Consider the following 20,144-nt stretch of genomic DNA (forward strand, 5'->3'; position numbering starts at 1 on the left):
GGGTCGCGGGCAAGTTCGCCGCGCCGCGCAGCTTGGGAAGAGACTTCGTGCGCGGCCAGCCTGAAGGTCATTCGGGCCACCCGACCGTGGCGCGGCCTTGTCAGCCCGCAGGCCGCGCAGGCGTCGCCGAATCGCCCCCCTGCTCAGCTACCTCTGCGCCCGCACCCGCGTCGGCCGGATCGACGCCGCTCTGTAGGCGTCTGCCTACGGCATTTCGCCAGCGCTTCCTTCATCCTCCTCGGACCTTGGCACCCACAATCTTTCCTCACGCAAGTTACAGGACATGACGCCTTCGCAAATCCTTTCCGGCGCCGTGAACTCGCCCTCGACGGGCACGCAACGACAGGCCCCCCGGGCCAGCCACCACTTCCGCCAGTACGACGTCATGGGCGCGCACCCGGACGGCAGCGGCACGCGCTTCACCGTCTGGGCGCCCAACGCCCGCAGCGTCGGCGTCACCGGCTCCTTCAACGGCTGGCACTGCGAACCCCTGCAACGGCTGGAGGACGGCAGCGGCCTCTGGCACGGGCGCATCGAAGGCGCCCGGCAGGGCGACTACTACAAGTACCGCATCGAAGGCGCTCACGGCGGCTGGATGGACAAGGCCGACCCGTACGCCTTCCGCTGCGAGCACCCGCCCCACACCGCCTCCCAGGTCTGGGAGCTCTCCCACGAATGGGGCGACCGCGAGTGGATGGCCCGGCGCGCCGAGCGCCAGGGGCACCGCCAGCCGATGTCGATCTACGAGGTGCACCTGGGCTCCTGGCAGCGCGAGGAGGACGGCCGCGTCCTGAACTACCGCGACCTGGCCGTGCGCCTGGCCTCGCACTGCCGCACCATGGGCTTCACCCACGTGGAGCTGATGCCCGTGGCCGAGCATCCGTTCTACGGCTCCTGGGGCTACCAGACCACCGGCTACTACGCGCCCACCGCCCGCTACGGCACGCCGCAGGACCTGATGGTGCTGGTGGACACGCTGCACCAGCACGGCATCGGCGTGCTGCTGGACTGGGTGGGGTCGCACTTCCCTTCGGACCCGCATGCGCTGGCCCGGTTCGACGGCACCGAGCTGTACGAGCACGCCGACCCGCGCCTGGGCTTCCACCCGCAGTGGAACAGCCTGATCTTCAACTACGGCCGCTACGAGGTGCGCGACTTCCTGATCAGCAACGCGATCTTCTGGCTGGAGAAGTACCACTTCGACGGCCTGCGGGTCGACGCGGTGGCGTCGATGCTGTACCTGGACTTCTCGCGCGAGCCGGGCGAGTGGATCCCCAACGAGCACGGCGGCAACCAGAACCTGGAGGCGGTGCGCTTCCTGCAGGACCTCAACAGCGCGGTGTACGCCGCCTTCCCCGACGTCCACATGATCGCCGAGGAGTCCACCGCCTGGGCCGGCGTCTCGCGGCCGGTGCACCACGGCGGCCTGGGCTTCGGCATGAAGTGGAACATGGGCTGGATGAACGACACGCTGCGCTACGCGCAGCGGCCGCACTTCTTCCGGCGCTGGCACGGCGACGACATCCGCTTTTCCTCCGTCTACGCCTTCGACGAGAACTTCATGCTGCCGCTCTCGCACGACGAGGTGGTGTACGGCAAGGGCAGCCTGCTCGGGCGCCAGCCGGGCGACGAGTGGCAGCGCTTCGCCGGCCTGCGCGCGCTGTACGGCTACATGTGGACCCACCCGGGCAAGAAGCTGCTGTTCATGGGCGGCGAGTTCGGCCAGCTGCAGGAGTGGCACCACGAGCGCACGCTCGACTGGCACCTGTGGGCGCGGCCGCTGCACGCGGGCGTGGCACGCTGGGTGTGCGACCTCAACGCGACCTACCGCCGCCTGGGCGCGCTGCACGCGAACGACTTCCATCCGGAGGGCTTCGGCTGGCTGCCGGTCGAGACCTCGGAGCCGCAGACCGTGCTGGCGTTCGTGCGCCGCGGCAACCCGGGCGACCCGCTGGCCGTGGCCGTCACCAACCTGACCCCCGAGCCGCGCCTGGGCCTGCGGCTGGGCCTGCCCCGTGCGGGGACGTGGGAGGAGCTGCTCAACAGCGACGCCACCCACTACGGCGGCAGCGGCATGGGCAACCTCGGCCGCGTGGTCGCGCACGACACCCCCCTGGCCGGACTGCCGGCCAGCGCATCGCTCACCTTGCCACCCCTGGCAACCCTGGTGCTCGTGGAACAGGCGCCCGAAGCACCCATGACTGGAGGAAATCGCCAATGACCGTTCATCGAAATGTGCTGGCCTTCGTGATGGCCGGCGGGGAAGGCTCGCGCCTGCACCCGCTGACCGCGGACCGCTGCAAGCCTGCAGTCCCGTTCAACGGCAAGCACAGGATCGTGGACTTCGTGCTGTCCAACCTGGTGAATTCCGAGATCTACTCGGTCTACCTGCTGGTGCAGTACAAGTCGCAGTCGCTGATCGAGCACGTGCGGCAGACCTGGACGATGGCGCGCTTCATGCCGCAGCACTTCGTCACCTGCGTGCCGCCGCAGATGCGCAACGGCCCCGAGTGGTTCCAGGGCACGGCCGACGCCGTGTACCAGAACATCCACCTGATCGAGAGCATGAAGCCGGACATCGTGGCGGTCTTCGGCGCCGACCACATCTACCGCATGGACGTGCGGCAGATGATCGACTTCCACCTCCAGAGCGGCGCCCACGCCAGCGTGGCCACGCTGCCGGTGCGGCTGTCGCAGAGCGACCAGTTCGGCATCGTCGACATCGACGACAACAACCGGATCGTCGACTTCAAGGAAAAGCCCAAGGCCTGCAAGCCGATGCCGGGCAGCACCAGCCACGCGCTGGGCTCCATGGGCAACTACATCTTCAACGCCGACGTGCTGCTGGAGCAGCTGCGCAAGATGCACGAGAACGGCACCAGCGACTTCGGCAAGCACATCCTGCCGTCCATGGTGAAGACCCACAAGCTGGTGGCCTACGACTTCGACACCAACCACATCCCCGGCACCGAGCCCTACGAGGAGCACGGCTACTGGCGCGACGTGGGCACCATCGACGCCTACTTCCAGGCGCACTTCGACACCCTGGGCGCGGCGCCCAAGTTCCGCATGACCAATTCGCGCTGGCCGATCTACGCCAGCCCCGACCAGGCGGAATCGGCGCAGATCGAGAACGGCGTGATCAACCGCTCGGTGGTGGGCTCGGGCAGCATCGTCGACGGCGCGGCGCTGGACCACGCCATGCTGCGCCGCTCGGTCCACGTCGACCGCGGCGCCCGGCTGGAGCACTGCATCGTGATGGAGCGCTCGCGCATCGGCCGCGGCGCCCAGGTGCACCGCGCCATCATCGACCAGGACAACGACGTGCCCGCCGGCGAGCGCATCGGCTTCGACCTGGAGCAGGACCGGCGCCGCTTCCACGTCACCGAGAGCGGCATCGTGGTGGTGCCGGCCGGCTACTTCCGGCCCGGCTCCGGGCACCACGCCACGACGCGCGGCACGGTGCGCGCCGGCAAGGGCAAGCTGGAGGTGGTTGCATGACGGCGGCGGCCGTTGCCGCAGCCCACAAGCCTCCCCTCGAAGCCCAGCTGCCGGACCACTGCGAGCCCGGCCGGCCGTGGCCCCTGGGCGCGACGCTGACCGCGCAGGGGGTCAACTTCGCCGTCTATTCCAGCGTGGCGGAGAAGGTCGAGCTGTGCCTGTTCGACCGCACCGGCACGCGCGAGGTGCGCCGCCTGCCCCTGCCCTGCCGCAGCGACGACGTCTGGCACGGCTTCGTGCCCGGCCTGCCCGCCGGCACCCGCTACGGGCTGCGCGTGCACGGGCCCTACCAGCCGCAGGACGGCCTGCGCTGCAACCCGCACAAGCTGCTGCTGGACCCCTATGCCAAGGCCCTGGACCGCCCGCTGCGCGGCGGCGCCTGGCAGTACGCCTACACCCTGGGCGGCCCCGCGCGCGACCTGGCCATGGACCTGGTCGACAACGCGCCCGGCGCCGCCAAGTGCGTGGTGCTGGACGACGCCTTCGACTGGGGCGACGACCGCCGGCCCGAGGTGCCGATGGAGGACACGGTCTTCTACGAGGTCCATGTGCGCGGCTTCACCAAGCTCATGGACGAGGTGCCGCACGGCCTGCGCGGCACCTTCTCCGGCCTGGCCAGCGAGCCGGCCCTCGCCCACCTCAAGCGCCTGGGCGTGACGTCGGTCGAGCTGCTGCCCGTCCATGCCTTCAACGACGAGCGCCGCCTGATCGACCTGGGCCTGGCCAACTACTGGGGCTACAACACGGTGGCCTTCTTCGCGCCGGAGCCGCGCTACTGCGCCGGCAACGACGCCAACGACTTCAAGCGCATGGTCAAGACGCTGCACGCGGCCGGCCTCGAAGTGATCCTGGACGTGGTCTACAACCACAGCTGCGAGGGCAACCACCTGGGCCCCACGCTGTTCCTCAAGGGCATCGACAACCCCTCGTACTACCGGCTGGTGCCCGAGGACCGCCGCTACTACAACGACGTCACCGGCACCGGCAACACGCTGGACATCAGCCACCCGGCCACGCTGCGCCTGATGATGGACAGCCTGCGCTACTGGGTGGAGGAGATGCACGTCGACGGCTTCCGATTCGACCTGGCGCCGGCCGTGGCCCGCAACGGCAACTACGAGTTCGACCACCGCTCGCCCTTCCTGGCCGCCGCCGCGCAGGACCCGGTGCTGCAGAAGGTCAAGCTGATCGCCGAGCCCTGGGACATCGGCGACAACGGCTACCAGGTGGGCGGCTTCCCCGCGGGCTGGTCCGAGTGGAACGGGCGCTACCGCGACTCGGTGCGCGACTTCTGGCGCGGCGAGGACGGCGCGGTGCAGGAGTTCGCGGCGCGGCTGTCGGGCTCGGCCGACATCTTCTCGCCCTCGCGCCGGCGGCCCATCGCCAGCGTCAACCTGGTGACGGTGCACGACGGCTTCACGCTCGAGGACCTGGTCAGCTACAACGAGAAGCACAACGAGGCCAACTTCGAGGACAACCGCGACGGCGAGGGCCACAACCGCAGCTGGAACTGCGGCGCCGAGGGCCCCACCGACGACGAGGACGTGCTGGCGCTGCGCGAGCGGCAAAAGCGCAACTTCATCGCCACCCTGTTCTGCTCGCGCGGCGTGCCGCTGCTGCTGGGCGGCGACGAGATGAGCCGCACCCAGGGCGGCAACAACAACGCCTACTGCCAGGACAACCCGGTCAGCTGGTTCGACTGGAGCGAGGAGCGCCGCAACGACCCGCTGATCGAGTTCACCTCCCGGCTGATGGCCCTGCGGCGCGAGCTGCCGGTGCTGCGCGACAACCGCTGGCCCAGCGGCGAGCAGGACGACGGCGGCCGCAGCGAGCTGGCCTGGTTCAGCGTGTGGGGCCTGCCCATGACCGAGGAGGAGTGGACCAACCCCTCGGTGCGCTGCATCGCCGTCCTGTTCGACGGCAAGTTCACGCCGGTGGACGGCCGCGCCAGCCCCAGCGTGCTGCTGCTGTTCAACGCCTCCGACGAGGAGGTGATCTTCACGCTGCCCGAAGTGCCGGGCATCCAGGAGTGGCGCGTGCGCGTGGACACCGGCCAGGGGCACTACCCGCACGAGGAGGCCGAGCGCGTGCAGCCGCAGGCCAAGATCGACCTCGAGTCGCACGCGATGGCGGTGCTGGTCGAGGGCCGCCCGGCATGAGGTGCGCGCACGCCATGCGCTTCGGCGCGTCGCTGCGGCCGGAGGGCGGGGTGGATTTCCGGCTCTGGGGGCCCGGCGCGAAGCGGGCGGAACTGGCGCTCCACGAAAAACCAGGCGCCACGCCGCGCCTGCTGCCCGCGCGGCGAGACGAGCAGGGTTGGTGGGAATGCCACGTGCCCGAAGCCGGCGCCGGCACGCTCTACCAGTGGCGCATCGACGGCGAGCAGTCGGTGCCCGACCCGGCATCGCGACACAACCCGGACGGCGTCCATGAGCCCAGCGCGGTCGTCGACCCGCTGGCCTTCCAGTGGGACGACGACTGGACCGGTCGCCCCTGGCACGAGGTCGTGCTGTACGAACTGCACGTGGGCGCCTTCACGCCCGAGGGCACCTTCGCCGCGGCGCAAGGACGCCTGCCGCAGCTGGCGCAGCTGGGCATCACGGCGGTCGAGCTGATGCCGCTGGCGGATTTCCCGGGCCGCTTCGGCTGGGGCTACGACGGCGTGCTGCCGTTCGCGCCCCACGCCGCCTACGGCACGCCCGACCAGCTCAAGGCCTTCATCCAGGCGGCGCACCGCCTGGGACTGATGGTGTTCCTGGACGTGGTCTACAACCACTTCGGGCCCGACGGCAACTACCTGCACCGCTACGCACCGGGCTTCTTCTCGCGCACGCGCAGCAGCCCCTGGGGGGCGGCGATCAACTTCGACGGGCCGGACAGCCGGCCGGTGCGCGACTTCTTCATCGACAACGCGGTCTACTGGACCACCGAGTACCGCTTCGACGGCCTGCGGCTGGACGCGGTGCACGCGATCGCCGACGACAGCCGGCCGCACGTCCTGGAAGAGCTCTCCACCCGCGTGCGCGAATCCACCCGCGGCCGGCACGTCCACCTGGTGCTGGAGAACGAGAACAACCACCACGAGCGGCTCGCCACCCGGCCCGAGCCCGGCCGCTACGACGGCCAGTGGAACGACGACTTCCACCATGCGCTGCACGTCGCGCTCACCGGCGAGACCAGCGGCTACTACCACGACTACGGCCACGCCGCGGCCGAGGCGCCGCTCCAACTCCTGGCGCGGTCGCTGTCGCACGGCATGCTGTTCGAGGACAGCGCGCGCAAGCCCGGCGGTGCGCGCGAGGCGCCGCGGCCCACGCCACCGGTGCCGCTGTCGGCGCTGGTGAACTTCGCGCACAACCACGACCAGGTCGGCAACCGCGCCTTCGGCGAACGGCTGGCCGCGCTGGTCGGGCCCGACGCCGCGCCGCTGGCGACGCTGCTGGCCCTGCTCACCCCGGCCGTGCCCATGCTGTTCCTGGGCGAGGAGTTCGGCAGCACCCGCCCGTGGCTGTACTTCGCCGACTGGCAGGGCGAGCTGAAGAAGGCCGTGCAGGAAGGCCGCAAGCGCGAGTTCGGCCATGTGAACAAGGTGGTGGACGGCAAGCCCCTGCCGCTGCCGGACCCATGCAGTGCCGACACCTTCGACGCCAGCCGGCCGGGCGACGACGAGCGCGACGGCGAACGCGGCCGCGCCTGGCAGGCCATGGTGCGCAGCGCCCTGGCCGCCCGGTGGCAGTGGATCGTGCCGCGGCAGGAGCAGTTGCTGACCGGACAGCACACCGCGCAGCGCGTCGGCGAGACCGGCCTGGCCGTGCAGTGGCGCTACGGCGACGGCCAGGTGCTGTCGCTGGAGATCAACCTCGGGCCCGCGCCGCTGGCCGTGCCCGACAAGCACGTCGGGCCGGTGGAACCGCAGGACGTCTTCCTTCACCGCTGGCCGGCCGACGCCGCCCCCGGCACCTGGCCCGCCTGGGCCGCCCGCTGGCGCATTGGTACGGAGATCACGCAGTGACGGGCACCCTGAACCTCAACCCATACCCGTCATTCCCGCGAAGGTGGGAATCCAGTGCTTCCGCCTGCACAGCAAATCGGAAGCCCTGGATCCCCGCCTCCGCGGGGACGACGTGGAAGCCCTGGGTCCCCGCCTCCGCGGGGACGACGGTCCTTGTGAATCCCCCATGAGCCTCGAAGCCGAAACGCACGACCTCGCCCAGCAGGCCGAACGCCATGGCGTCGCCCTGCGCTACCACTCCTTCTGGGGCGAGGACCTCCAGGTGGCGCCCGAGGTGCTGGCCCAGGCCCTCGACAGCATGGGTCTGCGCCATGCGCCCCCGCCCGCCGCCGAAGGCCTGCCGCCGGTGCAGGTGGTGGCCGAAGGCGAGCCGGCGCGCATCGCGTGGACCGGCGGTCCGGCGGGCGGCCGCTGGCAGCTCACGCCCGAGGACGGCGGCGAGTCCTCGCAGGGCGAGGTCCGGCGCGAAGGCGAGCTGTCGGTGATCGAGCTGCCGCCCGCTCCGCGCATCGGCTACTGGCGGCTCGTGGTCGACGGACAGCCGTCCTACTGCCTGCTGGTGGTCGCGCCCAAGCGCTGCTGGGCACCGCAATCGCTGCTGGAGGGCCAGCGCTGGTGGGGCTGCACCATCCAGCTCTACGCGCTGCGCTCCGCCCGCAACTGGGGCATCGGGGACTTCGGCGACCTGCGCCGGCTGGTGGACACGGCGGCGCGCCAGGGCGCGTCGTTCATCGGCCTGTCGCCGCTGCACGCGCTGTTCCCGCACCGGCCCGAGGTGGCCAGCCCGTACAGCCCCTCCAGCCGCACGGCGCTCAACCCGATCTACCTGGACGTGCAGGCCCTGGCCGAACTGTCGGGTTGCGAAGAGGCCCTGCGCAAGCTGCACGGCGAGGAGTTCCAGCACCGGCTGCGCCGCCTGCGCGAAGCCGAGCTGGTGGACTACCCCGCCGTGGCCGCCGCCAAGGAGGAGATGCTGGCCATCCTGTGGCGGCACTTCGAGCAGCACGAGATGCACCCGGGCAGCTCGCGCGGCGCGCACTTCGCCAGCTACATGCAGGAGCGCGAGACGACGCTCGGCCCGCATGCGCTGTTCGAGGCCGTGCAGGGCCACCTCTACGCCACCGACCCGCACGTGTGGGGCTGGCCGGCCTGGCCCGAGGCCTGGCGCGACCCCGAAGGCGAGGCGGTGCGGGCTTTCCGCCAGGACCACGCGTCGGCGGTGCGCTACCGCTTCTGGCTGCAGTGGCTGTGCGAGGTGCAGCTCGAATCGGTGCAGCGCTACGCCCGCACGCGCGGCATGGGGCTGGGCCTGTACTGCGACCTGGCGGTGGGCGTCAACGAAGGCGGCGCCGAGACCTGGATGCAGCCCTCGCTCTACGCCCTGGGCATGCATGTGGGCGCACCGCCCGACCCGCTGAACGCGCTGGGCCAGAACTGGGGCCTGCCGCCGCTCAACCCGGTGCAGCTGCAGGCCGCCCGCTACGCCCCCTTCATCGAGACGCTGCGCGCCAACATGCGGCACTGCGGCGCGCTGCGCATGGACCACGTGATGGCGCTGATGCGCCTGTTCTGGATCGGCGGCCGCGGCGGCACCTACGTCACCTATCCGCTGCAGGACCTGCTGGGCATCCTGGCGCTGGAGAGCCATCGCCACCGCTGCCTGGTGATCGGCGAGGACCTGGGCAACGTGGCGCCCGCCATGCGCGACGCCATGCGAGAGCGCAGCCTGCTGTCCTACCGGCCGCTGCTGTTCGAACGCGCCGCCGACGGCAGCTTCCGCCCGCCGGGCGAGTGGCAGCCGCAGGCGCTGGCGGTGGTCAGCACGCACGACCTGCCCACGCTGCGCGGCTTCTGGCTGGGCGAAGACCTGGAGCTGGTCGCCAGCCTGGGCCTGTTCCCCGACGAGGCCGCGCGCGAGCGCGCCGTGATCGACCGCTCGCAGGACCGGGCCCGCCTGCTGCTCGCGCTGCAGCACCAGGGCCTGCTGCCGCCCGACGCCAGCGCGCAGCCCACATCGGTGCCCGACGCCACGCCCGCCTTCGTCGCCGGCGTCTACGCCTACCTGGCCCGCACGCCCAGCTGGCTGGTGGGCGTGCAGCTGGAGGACGTGACCGGCCAGCGGCTGCAGGTCAACGTGCCCGGCACCACCGAGGACCGCTTCCCCAACTGGCGGCGCAAGCTGTCGGTGGCGGTGGAGGACCTGGCCAGCGACGAGCGCTTCGCCGCCGTCGCCGCCGTGCTGCGCGCCGAGCGCAGCGGCCCCGCCCCCGACACCGCGCCGGCCGAGCTGCCGCCGCTGGACAGCGCGCGCATCCCGGTGGCCACCTACCGCGTGCAGTTCCACGAAGGCTGCCGCTTCACCGACGTGGCCGAGGCCGTGCCCTACCTGCACGCGCTGGGCATCAGCCACCTGTACAGCTCGCCGTTCCTGCGGGCGCGGCCGGGCAGCACCCACGGCTACGACATCGTCGACCACGGCGCGCTCAACCCCGAGGTGGGCGACGAGGAGGACTTCGAGCGCATGTGCCGCGCGCTGCGCCGCCACGGCATGGGCCAGATGCTGGACCTGGTGCCCAACCACATGGGCGTGCTGGAGGCCGACAACGCCTGGTGGCTGGAGATGCTGGAGCATGGCCAGGCCTCGGCCCACTCCCAGACCTTCGACATCGAGTGGCAACCGGCCGCGCCCGAGATGGCCGGTCGCGTGCTGCTGCCGGTGCTGGGCGACCACTACGGCCGGGTGCTGGAGTCGGGCGAGCTGCAGCTGCATTTCAATGCCGAAGCCGGCGAGTTCGGCCTGCGCTACTGGAACCACCGCTTCCCGGTCGACCCGGCCACCTACCCCGGCATCCTGGCCGTTCTGCCGGCGCCGCCCGCGCAGGACGAGGCCGAGAGCGACAGCCATGCGGTGGTCGCCTCCCTGCTCGCCTCGTTCGAGCGGCTGCCGCCGCGCGACAGCAGCGACGACGAGCAGCGCCGCGCCCGCGTGCGCGACGCCTCGATCTACAAGCGCAACCTGGCGCGCCTGGTGGCGCGCAACGAATGGCTGCAGCACTGGGTGGACAGCTGCGTGCAGCGCTTCAACGGCAACCCGGCCGATCCGGCCAGCTTCGACCTGCTGGACCGGCTGCTCTCGCGCCAGGCGTACCGGCTGGCCGACTGGCACACGGCCAGCGACGACGTCAACTACCGCCGCTTCTTCGACGTCAACACCCTGGCGGCGCTGCGGATGGAACGCCAGGAGGTGTTCGAGGCCACGCACGCGCGCGTGCTGCAGTGGCTGCAGGACGGCCACCTGGACGCGCTGCGGCTGGACCACCCCGACGGGCTGTCCGACCCGCAGCAGTACTTCCAGCGGCTGCAGGCCCGCCATGCACGCCAGGCCGAGGTGGCCGGCCGCGAGCCCCGCGCGCTCTACCTGGTGGTGGAGAAGATCCTGGCCGAACATGAGCCGCTGTCGCACCAGTGGCCGGTGCACGGCGACACCGGCTACCGCTTCGCCAGCCTGGTCAACGGCCTGTTCGTGGACGGCACGCGGGCCGCGGAGATGGAGCGGGCCTACCGCGACTTCAGCGGCGAGCAGGAGGCCTTCACCGAGATCGTCTACCAGTGCAAGCGGCTGATCATCGAGACCTCGCTGTTCTCGGAGCTGAACTGGCTGGTGGAGGCGATGTACCGCATCACCCGCGCCAACCGGCGCCGCTGCGACTTCACCCGCAACCGGCTGCGGCTGGCGCTGGCCGAGATCGCGGCGGGCTTTCCGGTCTACCGCACCTACCTGCGCCCCGGCGACACGCCCAGCCCGGCCGACCGCCGGCACATCGACTGGGCGGTGGCGGCCGCGCTGCGGCGCCTGGGGGGCTCGGAGGCCGGCGTGCTGGACCACGTGCGCGAAGTGCTGCTGGGCGAAGGCGAGGCGGCGGGCGTGCCGCCGGAGCAGCGCGGCCGCTTCCTGGCCCGCTGGCAGCAATTCACCTCGCCGGTGATGGCCAAGGCGGTGGAGGACACGGCCTTCTACCGCTACCTGCGCCTGACCTCGCTCAACGAGGTGGGCGGCGAGCCGGCCAGCTACGGCCTGTCGGTGGCCGCCTTCCATGGCGCCAACCAGGCGCGCGAGCGGCACCGGCCGCACTGCCTGCTGGCCACCTCCACCCACGACAGCAAGCGCGGCGAGGACCTGCGCGCGCGCATCGACGTGCTGTCCGAGTTGCCGCAGCTTTGGACCGAGACGCTGCAGCGCTGGGCCGGCTGGGCCGAGATGTACCTCACCGAGACCGAGGCCGGCGTGGCGCCCTCGCGCAACGACATCTGGCTGCTGTTCCAGACGCTGGCGGGCCTGTGGCCGGCCGAGGTGCCGCATGCGCAGGATCGCGAGTCGCTGCGGCTGCGCCTGCAGGAGTACATGCGCAAGGCGGTGCGCGAGGCCAAGCAGCACACCAGCTGGACCTGCCCCGACAAGGCCTACGAGGACGCGCTGGCCCGCTACATCGACGCGGTGCTGCGGCCCGGCTCGCCCAACCCCTTCGTCGACGAGCTGCAGAAGTTCACCGCCCGCGTCGCGCCCTGGGGCTGGCGCAACAGCCTGGCGCAGGTGGCGCTGAAGTTCACCGTGCCGGGCGTGCCCGACGTGTACCAGGGCTGCGAGCAGTGGAACTTCAGCCTGGTCGACCCGGACAACCGGCGGCCGGTGGACTTCGGCCAGCTGCAGCGCGGCCTGGCCGAGCTGCAGGCGCAGTGCCGCGACGGCGTCCCGCCCGCGTCGCTCTGGCGGCAGCTGCACGCCGGCATGGCCGACGGGCGCATCAAGCACCTGGTCACCTGGCGCCTGCTGCAGCTGCGGCAGGCGATGCGCGAGCTGTTCCGCGACGGCGCCTACCAGCCGCTGGCCGCCGAGGGCCCGGCGGGCGACCATGCCATCGCCTTCCTGCGCACGCGCGACGACCGGGCGGTGCTGGTGGTCGCGGCGCGCCTGGCCTGCACGCTGTGCGACAGCGCCGAGACGCGCTGGACGCCCGCCCTCTGGCGCGGCACGCAGCTGCGCGCCGCCGAGGCCGCGGGCCTGCGCAAGTGGCCGCGCTGGCGCAACTGGCTGACCGGCGAGGAGGTCGCCGGGGCCGGGCCCGACGGGTCGCTGGCCGTGGAGACGCTGTTCGCCGGCGCCGCCGGCCTGCCCTTCGCCGTGCTGGTGGCGCAGGGCCCGCGCGAGGGGGCCGAATGAAGATCCTGTTCGCCACGCCCGAGTGCGCCCCCTGGGTCAAGACCGGCGGCCTGGGCGACGTGAGCGGCGCCCTGCCTACGGCCCTGGCGGCCCTGGGGCACGACGTGCGGGTGCTGCTGCCCGCCTACCGCGGCATGAAGGTCAGCGGCGAGGTCGGCGACGGCGTCGACCTGCCGGCCGACGGCCCCTGGCCGGCGGCGCAGCTGCTGCCGGTGCGCACCGACAGCGGCGTCACGCTGTTGCTGCTGGCCTGCCCCGCGCTCTACCAGCGGGCCGGCGGGCCGTACGTGGACGCCACCGGCCACGACTACCCCGACAACGTGCGGCGCTTCGGCTTCCTCAGCCGCATCGCCGCGATGCTGGGCACCGCGCGCTCGCCGCTGGAGGGCTGGCAGGCCGACGTGGTCCACGCCAACGACTGGCCCTGCTCGCTGGCGCCGCTGTACCTGGCGCAGGCACGCGAGGCGAATGCGCACGAGGCGGTCGCGGCCGGCGTGGTGACCATCCACAACATGGCCTTCCAGGGCGTGTTCCCCATGGAGCACGCCGACCTGCTGGCGATCCCCGGCCACTGGCGCGGCCTGGAGGGCGTGGAGTTCTGGGGCCAGCTGTCCATGCTCAAGGGCGGCCTGCAGTTCGCCGACGCGATCACCACGGTAAGCCCCACCTACGCGCAGGAGATCCAGACGCCGGAGTTCGGCGCGGGGCTGGACGGCGTGCTGCGGTCGCGCGCCGACCGCCTGGCCGGCATCCTCAACGGCATCGACCCGCAGGTGTGGAACCCCGCGACCGATCCGCTGCTGCCGCACCGCTTCGGCCCCGGCGACTTCGCCGGCAAGTCGCGCAACAAGGCCGCGCTGCAGGCGCAGTGCGGGCTGCGTCCCGATCCCGGCGCGCTGGTGTTCGGCATGGTCAGCCGGCTCACCTCGCAAAAGGGCATCGACCTGGTCCTGGGCCAGCTGGAGCTGCTGCTGCGCGACGGCGCACAGGTGGTGATCCTGGGCACCGGCGACGCGGGCCTGCAGCAGGCGCTGACGGAAGCAGCGGCGCGGTCGCCCAAGGCCATGAGCGTGACGGTGGGCTTCAGCGAGGCGCTGGCGCACCTGGTCGAGGCCGGGGCCGATGCCTTCCTCATGCCTTCGCGTTTCGAGCCCTGCGGGCTGAACCAGATGTACAGCCAGGCCTACGGCACGCCGCCCCTGGTCGGCGGCACCGGCGGGCTGGTCGATTCGGTGGTGGACGCCACCGCGGACCCGGCCAGGGGCACCGGCTTCGTCATGCGCTCGCCCGATGCCCACGGCTTCGCCGATGCCGTCTCGCGGCTGCGCACGGCATGGCGCAACCCCAAGGCCTGGCGGCGGCTGCAGGTGAACGGGATGGCCAAGGGATTCGGCTGGGAGGCCAGCGCGCGGCGCTACGTCGAGGTGTACGAACAGGCGATCGAACGCGCGCGGCCGCGGTTCTTCACGACGGCGTAAAACGCCTCGTCATCCTCGCGAAGGCGGGGACCCAGGGCTTTCGGCAGTCCGCTGAAGGCGGACGCACTGGATCCCCGCCTTCGCGGGGATGACGGGCTAAACCTTCACGTGCTGCTTCACCCACGCCACGTACCTGTCCACCCACCCCTGCAGGAACTTGCGCGTGCTCTCCACGCCGATGGTGCCGTTCTCGCCCAGCAGGCCTTCCTTGTTCTGCACGAAGGCCTCGGGCTGGCCGAGCGTGGGCATGTCCAGGTAGCCCAGGATGCCGCGCAGGTGCTGCTGCGCGATCGCGGTGCCGATGGCGCCGACGGAGATGCCGATGATCCCGGCCGGCTTGCCGGCGAAGGCGCTCTGGCCATAGGGCCGCGAGGCGTGGTCGATGGCGTTCTTCAGCACGCCGGGGATGGACCGGTTGTATTCGGGCGTCACGAACAGCACGCCCTGCGCGCCGCTGATCTCGCTCTTGAGCCGCCGCACCGGCTCGGCCTGCTGCTTGTCGTCGTCCTGGTTGTAGAGCGGCAGGTCGTGGATGGCGCAGTTGTGGAAGCTGAAGTCGGACGGTCCCATCTTGGCCAGCGCGTGAGCGAGCTTCTGGTTGAAGGAGTCCTTGCGCAGGCTCCCGACGATGACGGCGATCTGGTAGGTGTTCATGAGGTTCGGTACCGGAGAAAAAGACATTCTGGGGAGCCGGACCGGCGCTGCGCGGCGGGGGAAACCTCTGGAGACCGATGTCGCAGAAATGGTGGTGGAGCGCTTTTTCGTCGTCCTCGCGCAGGCGGGGACCCAGGGCTTCCGGCAGCCCGCGAAGGCGGGCGCACTGGATTCCCGCCTCCGCGGGAATGACGACTTATCCCAATATCCCCACCACGTCTTCCGCCAGCGCCAGCGAACTGGTCAGCCCCGGTGACTCGATGCCGAACAGGTTGACCAGCCCGGGCACGCCGTGCAGCGCGGGGCCGTCGATGCGGAAGTCGGGCGCCTTCTCGTGCTCGCCGTGGATCTTGGGCCGCACGCCGCTGTAGCTGGGCTGCAGGCTGTCGTCGGGCAGGCCCGGCCAGTAGCGCCGCACCTCGGCATAGAAGCCGTCGGCCCGCCGCGGGTCGACCCGCCAGTCGATCTCCTCGGGCGTGCGGATGTCCAGCCACTCGATGTCGGGACCGAACTTGGCCTGGCCGCCCAGGTCCAGCGTGAGGTGCGTGCCCAGGTGCGCGTCGGCGGGCGCGGGGTAGATCAGCCGGCTGAACGGCGCCCGGCCCGACAGCGCGTAGTAGTTGCCCTTGGCGAACCACTCGCGCGGCACGAAGCGCGCATCCAGCCCCTCGAAGCGGCGCGCCAGTGCGCAGGCGTGCAGCGAGGCCGAGTTCACCAGCAGCGACGTGGCCAGCTCGGTGCCGTCGGCCAGCCGCAGCACGTGCAGGCCGCCCTCCCCCGCGGCCAGCCGCACCGAAGCCACGGCGGAGCGGAAGGCCACCATGCCGCCCTCGCGCTCCAGGTCGCCCTGCAGCGCGAGCATGAAGCCGTGGCTGTCGACGATGCCGGTGCTGGGCGAATGCAGCGCGGCGATGCAGCGCAGGGCCGGCTCCATCGCGCAGGCCTCCTCGCCTTCCAGCCACTCGACCGGCACGCCGTTGGCCGCGGCCCGCTGCTGCAGGACGCGCAGCGCCCGCACCTCGTCCTCGCTGTTGGCCACGGTGAACTTGCCGCAGCGCCGGTGGCCCACGCCGTGGCTGGCGCACAGCGCGTACAGCATCTCCTTGCCTCGTACGCACAGGCGGGCCTTGATCGAGCCCGGCGCGTAGTACAGGCCCGCATGGATGACCTCGCTGTTGCGCGAACTCACGCCCTGGCCGATGCCGCCTTCGGCTTCCAGCACCAGGGTCTCGTGCCCGGCCCGGGCCAGGGCGCGCGCCACCGCGAGCCCGACGACGCCGGCGCCGACCACGACCGCTTCGACCTGATCCATCCTGCCCCCCTGCGCACGCTCGCGCGACCGGCGGGCAAATTAACACAAGCTCGTGCGTTCGTGGGGCCGTTCGTGGGACCGCATTACGCCTGCGGCGGGACCGGCCACGTGCGCCCGCGGGCGCGCGTCACCGGGTCCACCGCCATGAGCGCTTCCAGGATGAGGTGGGGCTCGGTCAGCAGCGGCGTCATGCACCAGCGGTCCAGCGCGTCGTTGCCCACGCGCACGGCGCCGATGTGCTGGCCGAGGTCGGCGTCGGTGGCCGGGTCGGGGTCGTAGAAGCCCAGGGCGAACCGCAGGCGCTCCACGTCCGGCTTGGCACCGGTCAGGAACGTCCAGCCCGGGCCCACACGGTTCAGCTCGCGGTAGGCCTTCAGGTCCGCGGGTCGGTCGTGCTCCGGCAGCAGCGTGATCGAGTAGATGAACACGTCGCGGCCGACGCGGTCGCCCAGCGCCTCCTGCACCGCGCGCAGGTTCTGCGTCATCGGCGGGCAGCGCTCGCTGCACTGGGCGTACATCATGTTCACGAAGACGACGCGGCCGCGCACCAGGTCGGAATAGAAGTGGACCGGGCGGCCCTCGTGCGTGACCAGGGGAACGTCAGGGAGGCGGCCGGGCCTGCCTCGCTGGGGGTTGGCTGCCGCCACCGGGGCCGGCGCGGAGGCTTTGCCGAAGCGCCAGGCCAGTCCGGCACTGGCGGTCGCGGCGAGCGCGCCGCCCAGGACGGCCAGGCTGCCGCGGCGGCCGCCGCCCCGCGCGGGCGGTTCCGGCCGGTCTTCAGGAGTTTCAGATGCGGATGTCATGGCGGTCCTCGACGGTCAGGCCACGATGTCCCAGCGGCCCATCATGGCGTGGTCCTCGTGGATGGTGTTGTGGCAGTGCATGACGTACTTGCCGGTGAAGTCGCGAAAGCGCAGGAACACCCGCACGCTTTCGTTGGGCCCGATCGTGTAGACGTCCTTGCGGCCGCGCTCGTGCTCCGGCGGCTCGCGCCCGTTGCGCTGGAGGATGCGGCCTTCCTCGAAGTGGATGTGGATCGGGTGGGCCCAGCCGCCGCTCGGGTTGACCAGGTTCCAGATCTCCGCGGTGCCCACTTTGGGCGTGGCGATCGGCCGGTTGTTGAACTCGCGGTCGTTGATGGTCCAGCCCCCGCCCGAGCGGTTGAACTGGAAGTTGCGCGTGGTCACCACCTCGGACAGGGTGATGGGCGGCTGCTCGCGCAGCCGACCGGGCACCTGGCTCTCGTCCGCTGCCGCGAGCGGCTTGTCGACGATGAACTTGAGCAGCGGGTCCGGCGTGGACAGGAAGTCGTTCTCCGGCTTGCGGCCATCCAGGTGCTTGAGCCGGTTGGTCAGGATGAGCTCCGAGCCCACCGGGAACCTGGAGAAGTCCACCACGATGTCGGCGCGCTCGGCGTTGCCCAGCCTCACGTTGCTGCGCAAGAGGGGCGCCACGAGCAGGTTTCCGTCGTTGGCGATCTGCGCGAAGCTCTGGACCCGGTTCTGCCAGCGAAGCTGGAAGTCCCACACGCGCGACGTCCCCGCGGCCAGCATGCGGAAGCGGTACTTGCGGGGCTCCACGTGGAAGAACGGCTGGATCTTGCCGTTGACCAGGAACTTGTCGCCGATGAAGCCGTCGCCATTGAACTGGTCGAACATCAGGTTGCCGCCGCTGTCGAACTGCTTGTCCCCGAACATCAGCGGCACGTCGTAGGCCCCGCTGGGCAGCCGCAGCGCGCTCGGATTGCCATCGTGCTCGTTGCCCGAGTCGATCTCGTCGAAGGCCAGGAAGAACCCGGCCATGCCCCGGTAGACGTTGGGCGCGGTGAAGTCGAGGCGGTGGTCGTGGTACCAGAGGGTGCCCAGCGCCTCGCGCGGGTCGCCGATGCCGCCGAAGGCCTCCACGCCGGCGTACACCATGGGGTAGTGGTGGTCCTTGAACCTGCCGGGGCGGGTGAGGGTCGGCCCGCAGGCGGTCTCGCTGAACCAGTCGACCGGGAAGCCGTCGCTCTCGGAGGGTGTGTGCAGGTTGTGCAGGTGCACCGAGATGTCGGGCGATCCGAAGCCCTGCAGTGCATTGGGCAGCTGGTTGCGGAACCGCACCAGGATCGGCTGGCCGTAGCGGGCGTGGAAGAGCGGGCCGGGCACGCGGCCGTCGTAGCCCCACACCTCCTGCGTCGGCAGCTCCGGATGGAAGCGGTGCGAGCCCACCTTGACGTCCACGCGGTACATCAGCTGCGGCGGGAAGCGCGACCACGCCTGGTGGTCGGCCCGGCCGCACTCGTCCGCGCCGGCGATGCCGGTCGCGTCGGTGCTGACCGAGGACTCCGGCCGGATCGGCTGCTGGACCGGCAGCTCTTGGGCCCACGGCGTCGTGGGCGGGCTGGGCGGGCGGAGCGGGACCAGCGTCTGGGCGCTTCCCCGCGCCACGAAAGCGCCGGCGGCCGAGGCACCGGCCGTCTTGAGCAGCAACCGCCGCGTGGGGCTCCGCGGCGAGCCGGCGGGGCTTGGATGGAGATCCTGTCGATTGCTCATGCGACCCTCCGGCAAGGGATCCGGCGGGCGGCGCCGGCCGGGGAAGCCCGGCTCTCGCGACGCGTCGCGGTTGATGCAAATCTAGATGGCGGCTTGCCCCTGTGCCGGGGGGCCGATCGCAAGATCTGGGGAGGGAGTCAGGTAGCGGTCAGTGCGTGGCCTCGCGCGCGGCGAGCCGCTCTTCGGGTGACGGCTGCGCGGCCGGCCGCCACCCATCCATCGCGCTGCGAGTCGCGACGCGGCCCTGCGCCTTTTTCCCACCCCGTTCTAGGCGGGGCACTCACCAGGGTGGGGCACGCCCCGCGCTTGCATCCGGCAACGAAAGACCAGACTGGGTGCAAAAAAAATAAGGAGGCCGCTCAGAGCAGGCCCCACGAGTTCGCGCAGCTGACGGCCTGCGCGCGCGAGCGCACGTGGAGCTTGTGGTACATGTTCTTCACGTGGGAATTGACGGTGGTGGAGCTGATGGCCAGGCGATCGCCGATCTGGCTGCTCGTCAGGCCGCTGGCGATCATGCGCAGCACCTCGTGCTCGCGCAGCGACAGCTTGATGCGCACCACCTCGCCGGCCGGTCCCGCCACCTTCGCCGTGGCCACGCCGGCGGCCGCGGCGCCCGGGCCACGCTTGAGCAGGAGCCGGCGCGAGAGCGCGGGCGTGATCGCCGCGCCGCCGTTGGCCACCTGCAGCACCGCCTGCACGAAGCTGACGAACCACGAGTTCTTCACCACGAAGCCGGCGGCGCCCAGCTCGAAAGCGCGCACGGCGTCGTCATCCGTTTCCGACCTGGACAGCGCCACCACCTCGGCGCTCGCGTTCAGGCTGCGGGCGTGCGTGATCAGCTCGAAGCCGGCGCCGTCGGACAGCGCGACGTCCACCAGCAGCACGTCGAAGCGGATGTCGCGCACCATGCGGCGGCCATCGCGCAGGGTGCCGGCCTGGCCGGCCACGACAGTCCGGGTGTCCCCCATCAGCTCCTGGGCGATGACGCCGCGCACGTGCGCATCGCTGTCGACGATGTGCACCCGCAGCGGCGCGCCGGGCTGGCCGCTCATGCTCTCGGGCCAGATGCAGGGGGAGTTCTTGAAGGTCGAGAATCCGCTGGACTGGGTGCGGATCGGAGCGATCGGCATTGCGCCAGTCGCCAAGCATTCGTTTACTTCCATCGCCATTCCCTCTCGTTTACTGCTCTCTCAGGAACCGAAGGTAAGTTCATGGCTGTAGCACTGTCTGTACGCCAACGAACATTCGTAGGGAACGAGCCACGGCCGGGCAGAGCACCGTGTGCCGAATCGAATCATTACGTCTCACGCAGCTCGTGACGCACAACTTCTCCAGCGAAACGCAGCGACCCGCGAGGTTCGTTGAATGACACCGCAAAGTCCTTCCTAGCGCGACCATACAGCTATCGAAAACGGAGCGTGCCGGATCGGCCACG

General features: G+C 71.1%; 11 protein-coding genes. 6 read left to right on the forward strand and 5 right to left on the reverse strand.

Annotated features, from left to right (window positions below; genetic code table 11):
• Positions 1 to 283: 283 nt before the first annotated feature.
• The 6 genes from glgB to glgA all read left to right on the forward strand — a co-directional run bounded on the left by glgB (position 284) and on the right by glgA (position 14,209).
• The gene (gene glgB / locus ASG30_RS13410) at positions 284 to 2,221 is read left to right on the forward strand and encodes a 1,4-alpha-glucan branching protein GlgB (protein ID WP_055897336.1); all 1,938 of its coding nucleotides are present in this window, start codon (positions 284 to 286) and stop codon (positions 2,219 to 2,221) included.
• On the forward strand, positions 2,218 to 3,501 hold the full coding sequence (locus ASG30_RS13415; protein WP_055897338.1) for a glucose-1-phosphate adenylyltransferase: 1,284 nt from the start codon (positions 2,218 to 2,220) through the stop codon (positions 3,499 to 3,501). The genes glgB and ASG30_RS13415 overlap by 4 nt, the downstream gene beginning before the upstream one ends.
• Entirely contained in the window at positions 3,498 to 5,660 is a 2,163-nt protein-coding gene (gene glgX, locus ASG30_RS13420; protein WP_082522089.1) for a glycogen debranching protein GlgX, read from the forward strand. The genes ASG30_RS13415 and glgX overlap by 4 nt, the downstream gene beginning before the upstream one ends.
• The gene (gene treZ / locus ASG30_RS13425; RefSeq protein ID WP_055897350.1) at positions 5,657 to 7,513 is read left to right on the forward strand and encodes a malto-oligosyltrehalose trehalohydrolase; all 1,857 of its coding nucleotides are present in this window, start codon (positions 5,657 to 5,659) and stop codon (positions 7,511 to 7,513) included. The genes glgX and treZ overlap by 4 nt, the downstream gene beginning before the upstream one ends.
• A gap of 166 nt (positions 7,514 to 7,679) precedes the next feature.
• Positions 7,680 to 12,731, forward strand: a complete 5,052-nt coding sequence (locus tag ASG30_RS13430; protein WP_055897353.1) for a malto-oligosyltrehalose synthase — start codon at positions 7,680 to 7,682, stop codon at positions 12,729 to 12,731.
• Entirely contained in the window at positions 12,728 to 14,209 is a 1,482-nt protein-coding gene (gene glgA, locus ASG30_RS13435) for a glycogen synthase GlgA (protein ID WP_055897356.1), read from the forward strand. Before ASG30_RS13430 ends, glgA begins: the two co-directional genes overlap by 4 nt.
• A gap of 96 nt (positions 14,210 to 14,305) precedes the next feature.
• On the opposite strand, the gene ASG30_RS13440 is transcribed toward glgA, so the two are convergent.
• From ASG30_RS13440 to ASG30_RS13460, 5 genes are all read right to left on the reverse strand, one after another.
• Positions 14,306 to 14,863, reverse strand: coding sequence for an NADPH-dependent FMN reductase (locus tag ASG30_RS13440; protein WP_055897360.1), 558 nt, complete (start codon positions 14,861 to 14,863; stop codon positions 14,306 to 14,308).
• Positions 14,864 to 15,059: 196 nt separating this feature from the next.
• Positions 15,060 to 16,175, reverse strand: coding sequence for an NAD(P)/FAD-dependent oxidoreductase (locus ASG30_RS13445; RefSeq protein ID WP_055897363.1), 1,116 nt, complete (start codon positions 16,173 to 16,175; stop codon positions 15,060 to 15,062).
• 83 nt (positions 16,176 to 16,258) lie between these two features.
• A complete protein-coding gene (locus ASG30_RS13450) occupies positions 16,259 to 16,978 on the reverse strand; it encodes an SCO family protein (RefSeq protein ID WP_055897365.1) in 720 nt (239 codons plus the stop codon).
• 15 nt (positions 16,979 to 16,993) lie between these two features.
• Positions 16,994 to 18,709: a multicopper oxidase family protein gene (locus tag ASG30_RS13455; protein WP_082522090.1), complete on the reverse strand. Its 1,716-nt coding sequence runs from the start codon at positions 18,707 to 18,709 to the stop codon at positions 16,994 to 16,996.
• Positions 18,710 to 19,068: 359 nt separating this feature from the next.
• The gene (locus tag ASG30_RS13460) at positions 19,069 to 19,839 is read right to left on the reverse strand and encodes a LuxR C-terminal-related transcriptional regulator (RefSeq protein ID WP_055897368.1); all 771 of its coding nucleotides are present in this window, start codon (positions 19,837 to 19,839) and stop codon (positions 19,069 to 19,071) included.
• Positions 19,840 to 20,144 lie beyond the last annotated feature (305 nt).

The organism is Ramlibacter sp. Leaf400, from assembly GCF_001424545.1.
GTDB lineage: Bacteria > Pseudomonadota > Gammaproteobacteria > Burkholderiales > Burkholderiaceae_C > Ramlibacter.

Coding starts and splice junctions, on each gene's coding strand:
- glgB (WP_055897336.1), top strand. CDS start 284: ATGACGCCTTCGCAAATCCTTTCCGGCGCCGTGAACTCGCCCTCGACG.
- ASG30_RS13415 (WP_055897338.1), top strand. CDS start 2,218: ATGACCGTTCATCGAAATGTGCTGGCCTTCGTGATGGCCGGCGGGGAA.
- glgX (WP_082522089.1), top strand. CDS start 3,498: ATGACGGCGGCGGCCGTTGCCGCAGCCCACAAGCCTCCCCTCGAAGCC.
- treZ (WP_055897350.1), top strand. CDS start 5,657: ATGAGGTGCGCGCACGCCATGCGCTTCGGCGCGTCGCTGCGGCCGGAG.
- ASG30_RS13430 (WP_055897353.1), top strand. CDS start 7,680: ATGAGCCTCGAAGCCGAAACGCACGACCTCGCCCAGCAGGCCGAACGC.
- glgA (WP_055897356.1), top strand. CDS start 12,728: ATGAAGATCCTGTTCGCCACGCCCGAGTGCGCCCCCTGGGTCAAGACC.
- ASG30_RS13440 (WP_055897360.1), bottom strand. CDS start 14,863: ATGAACACCTACCAGATCGCCGTCATCGTCGGGAGCCTGCGCAAGGAC.
- ASG30_RS13445 (WP_055897363.1), bottom strand. CDS start 16,175: ATGGATCAGGTCGAAGCGGTCGTGGTCGGCGCCGGCGTCGTCGGGCTC.
- ASG30_RS13450 (WP_055897365.1), bottom strand. CDS start 16,978: ATGACATCCGCATCTGAAACTCCTGAAGACCGGCCGGAACCGCCCGCG.
- ASG30_RS13455 (WP_082522090.1), bottom strand. CDS start 18,709: ATGAGCAATCGACAGGATCTCCATCCAAGCCCCGCCGGCTCGCCGCGG.
- ASG30_RS13460 (WP_055897368.1), bottom strand. CDS start 19,839: ATGCCGATCGCTCCGATCCGCACCCAGTCCAGCGGATTCTCGACCTTC.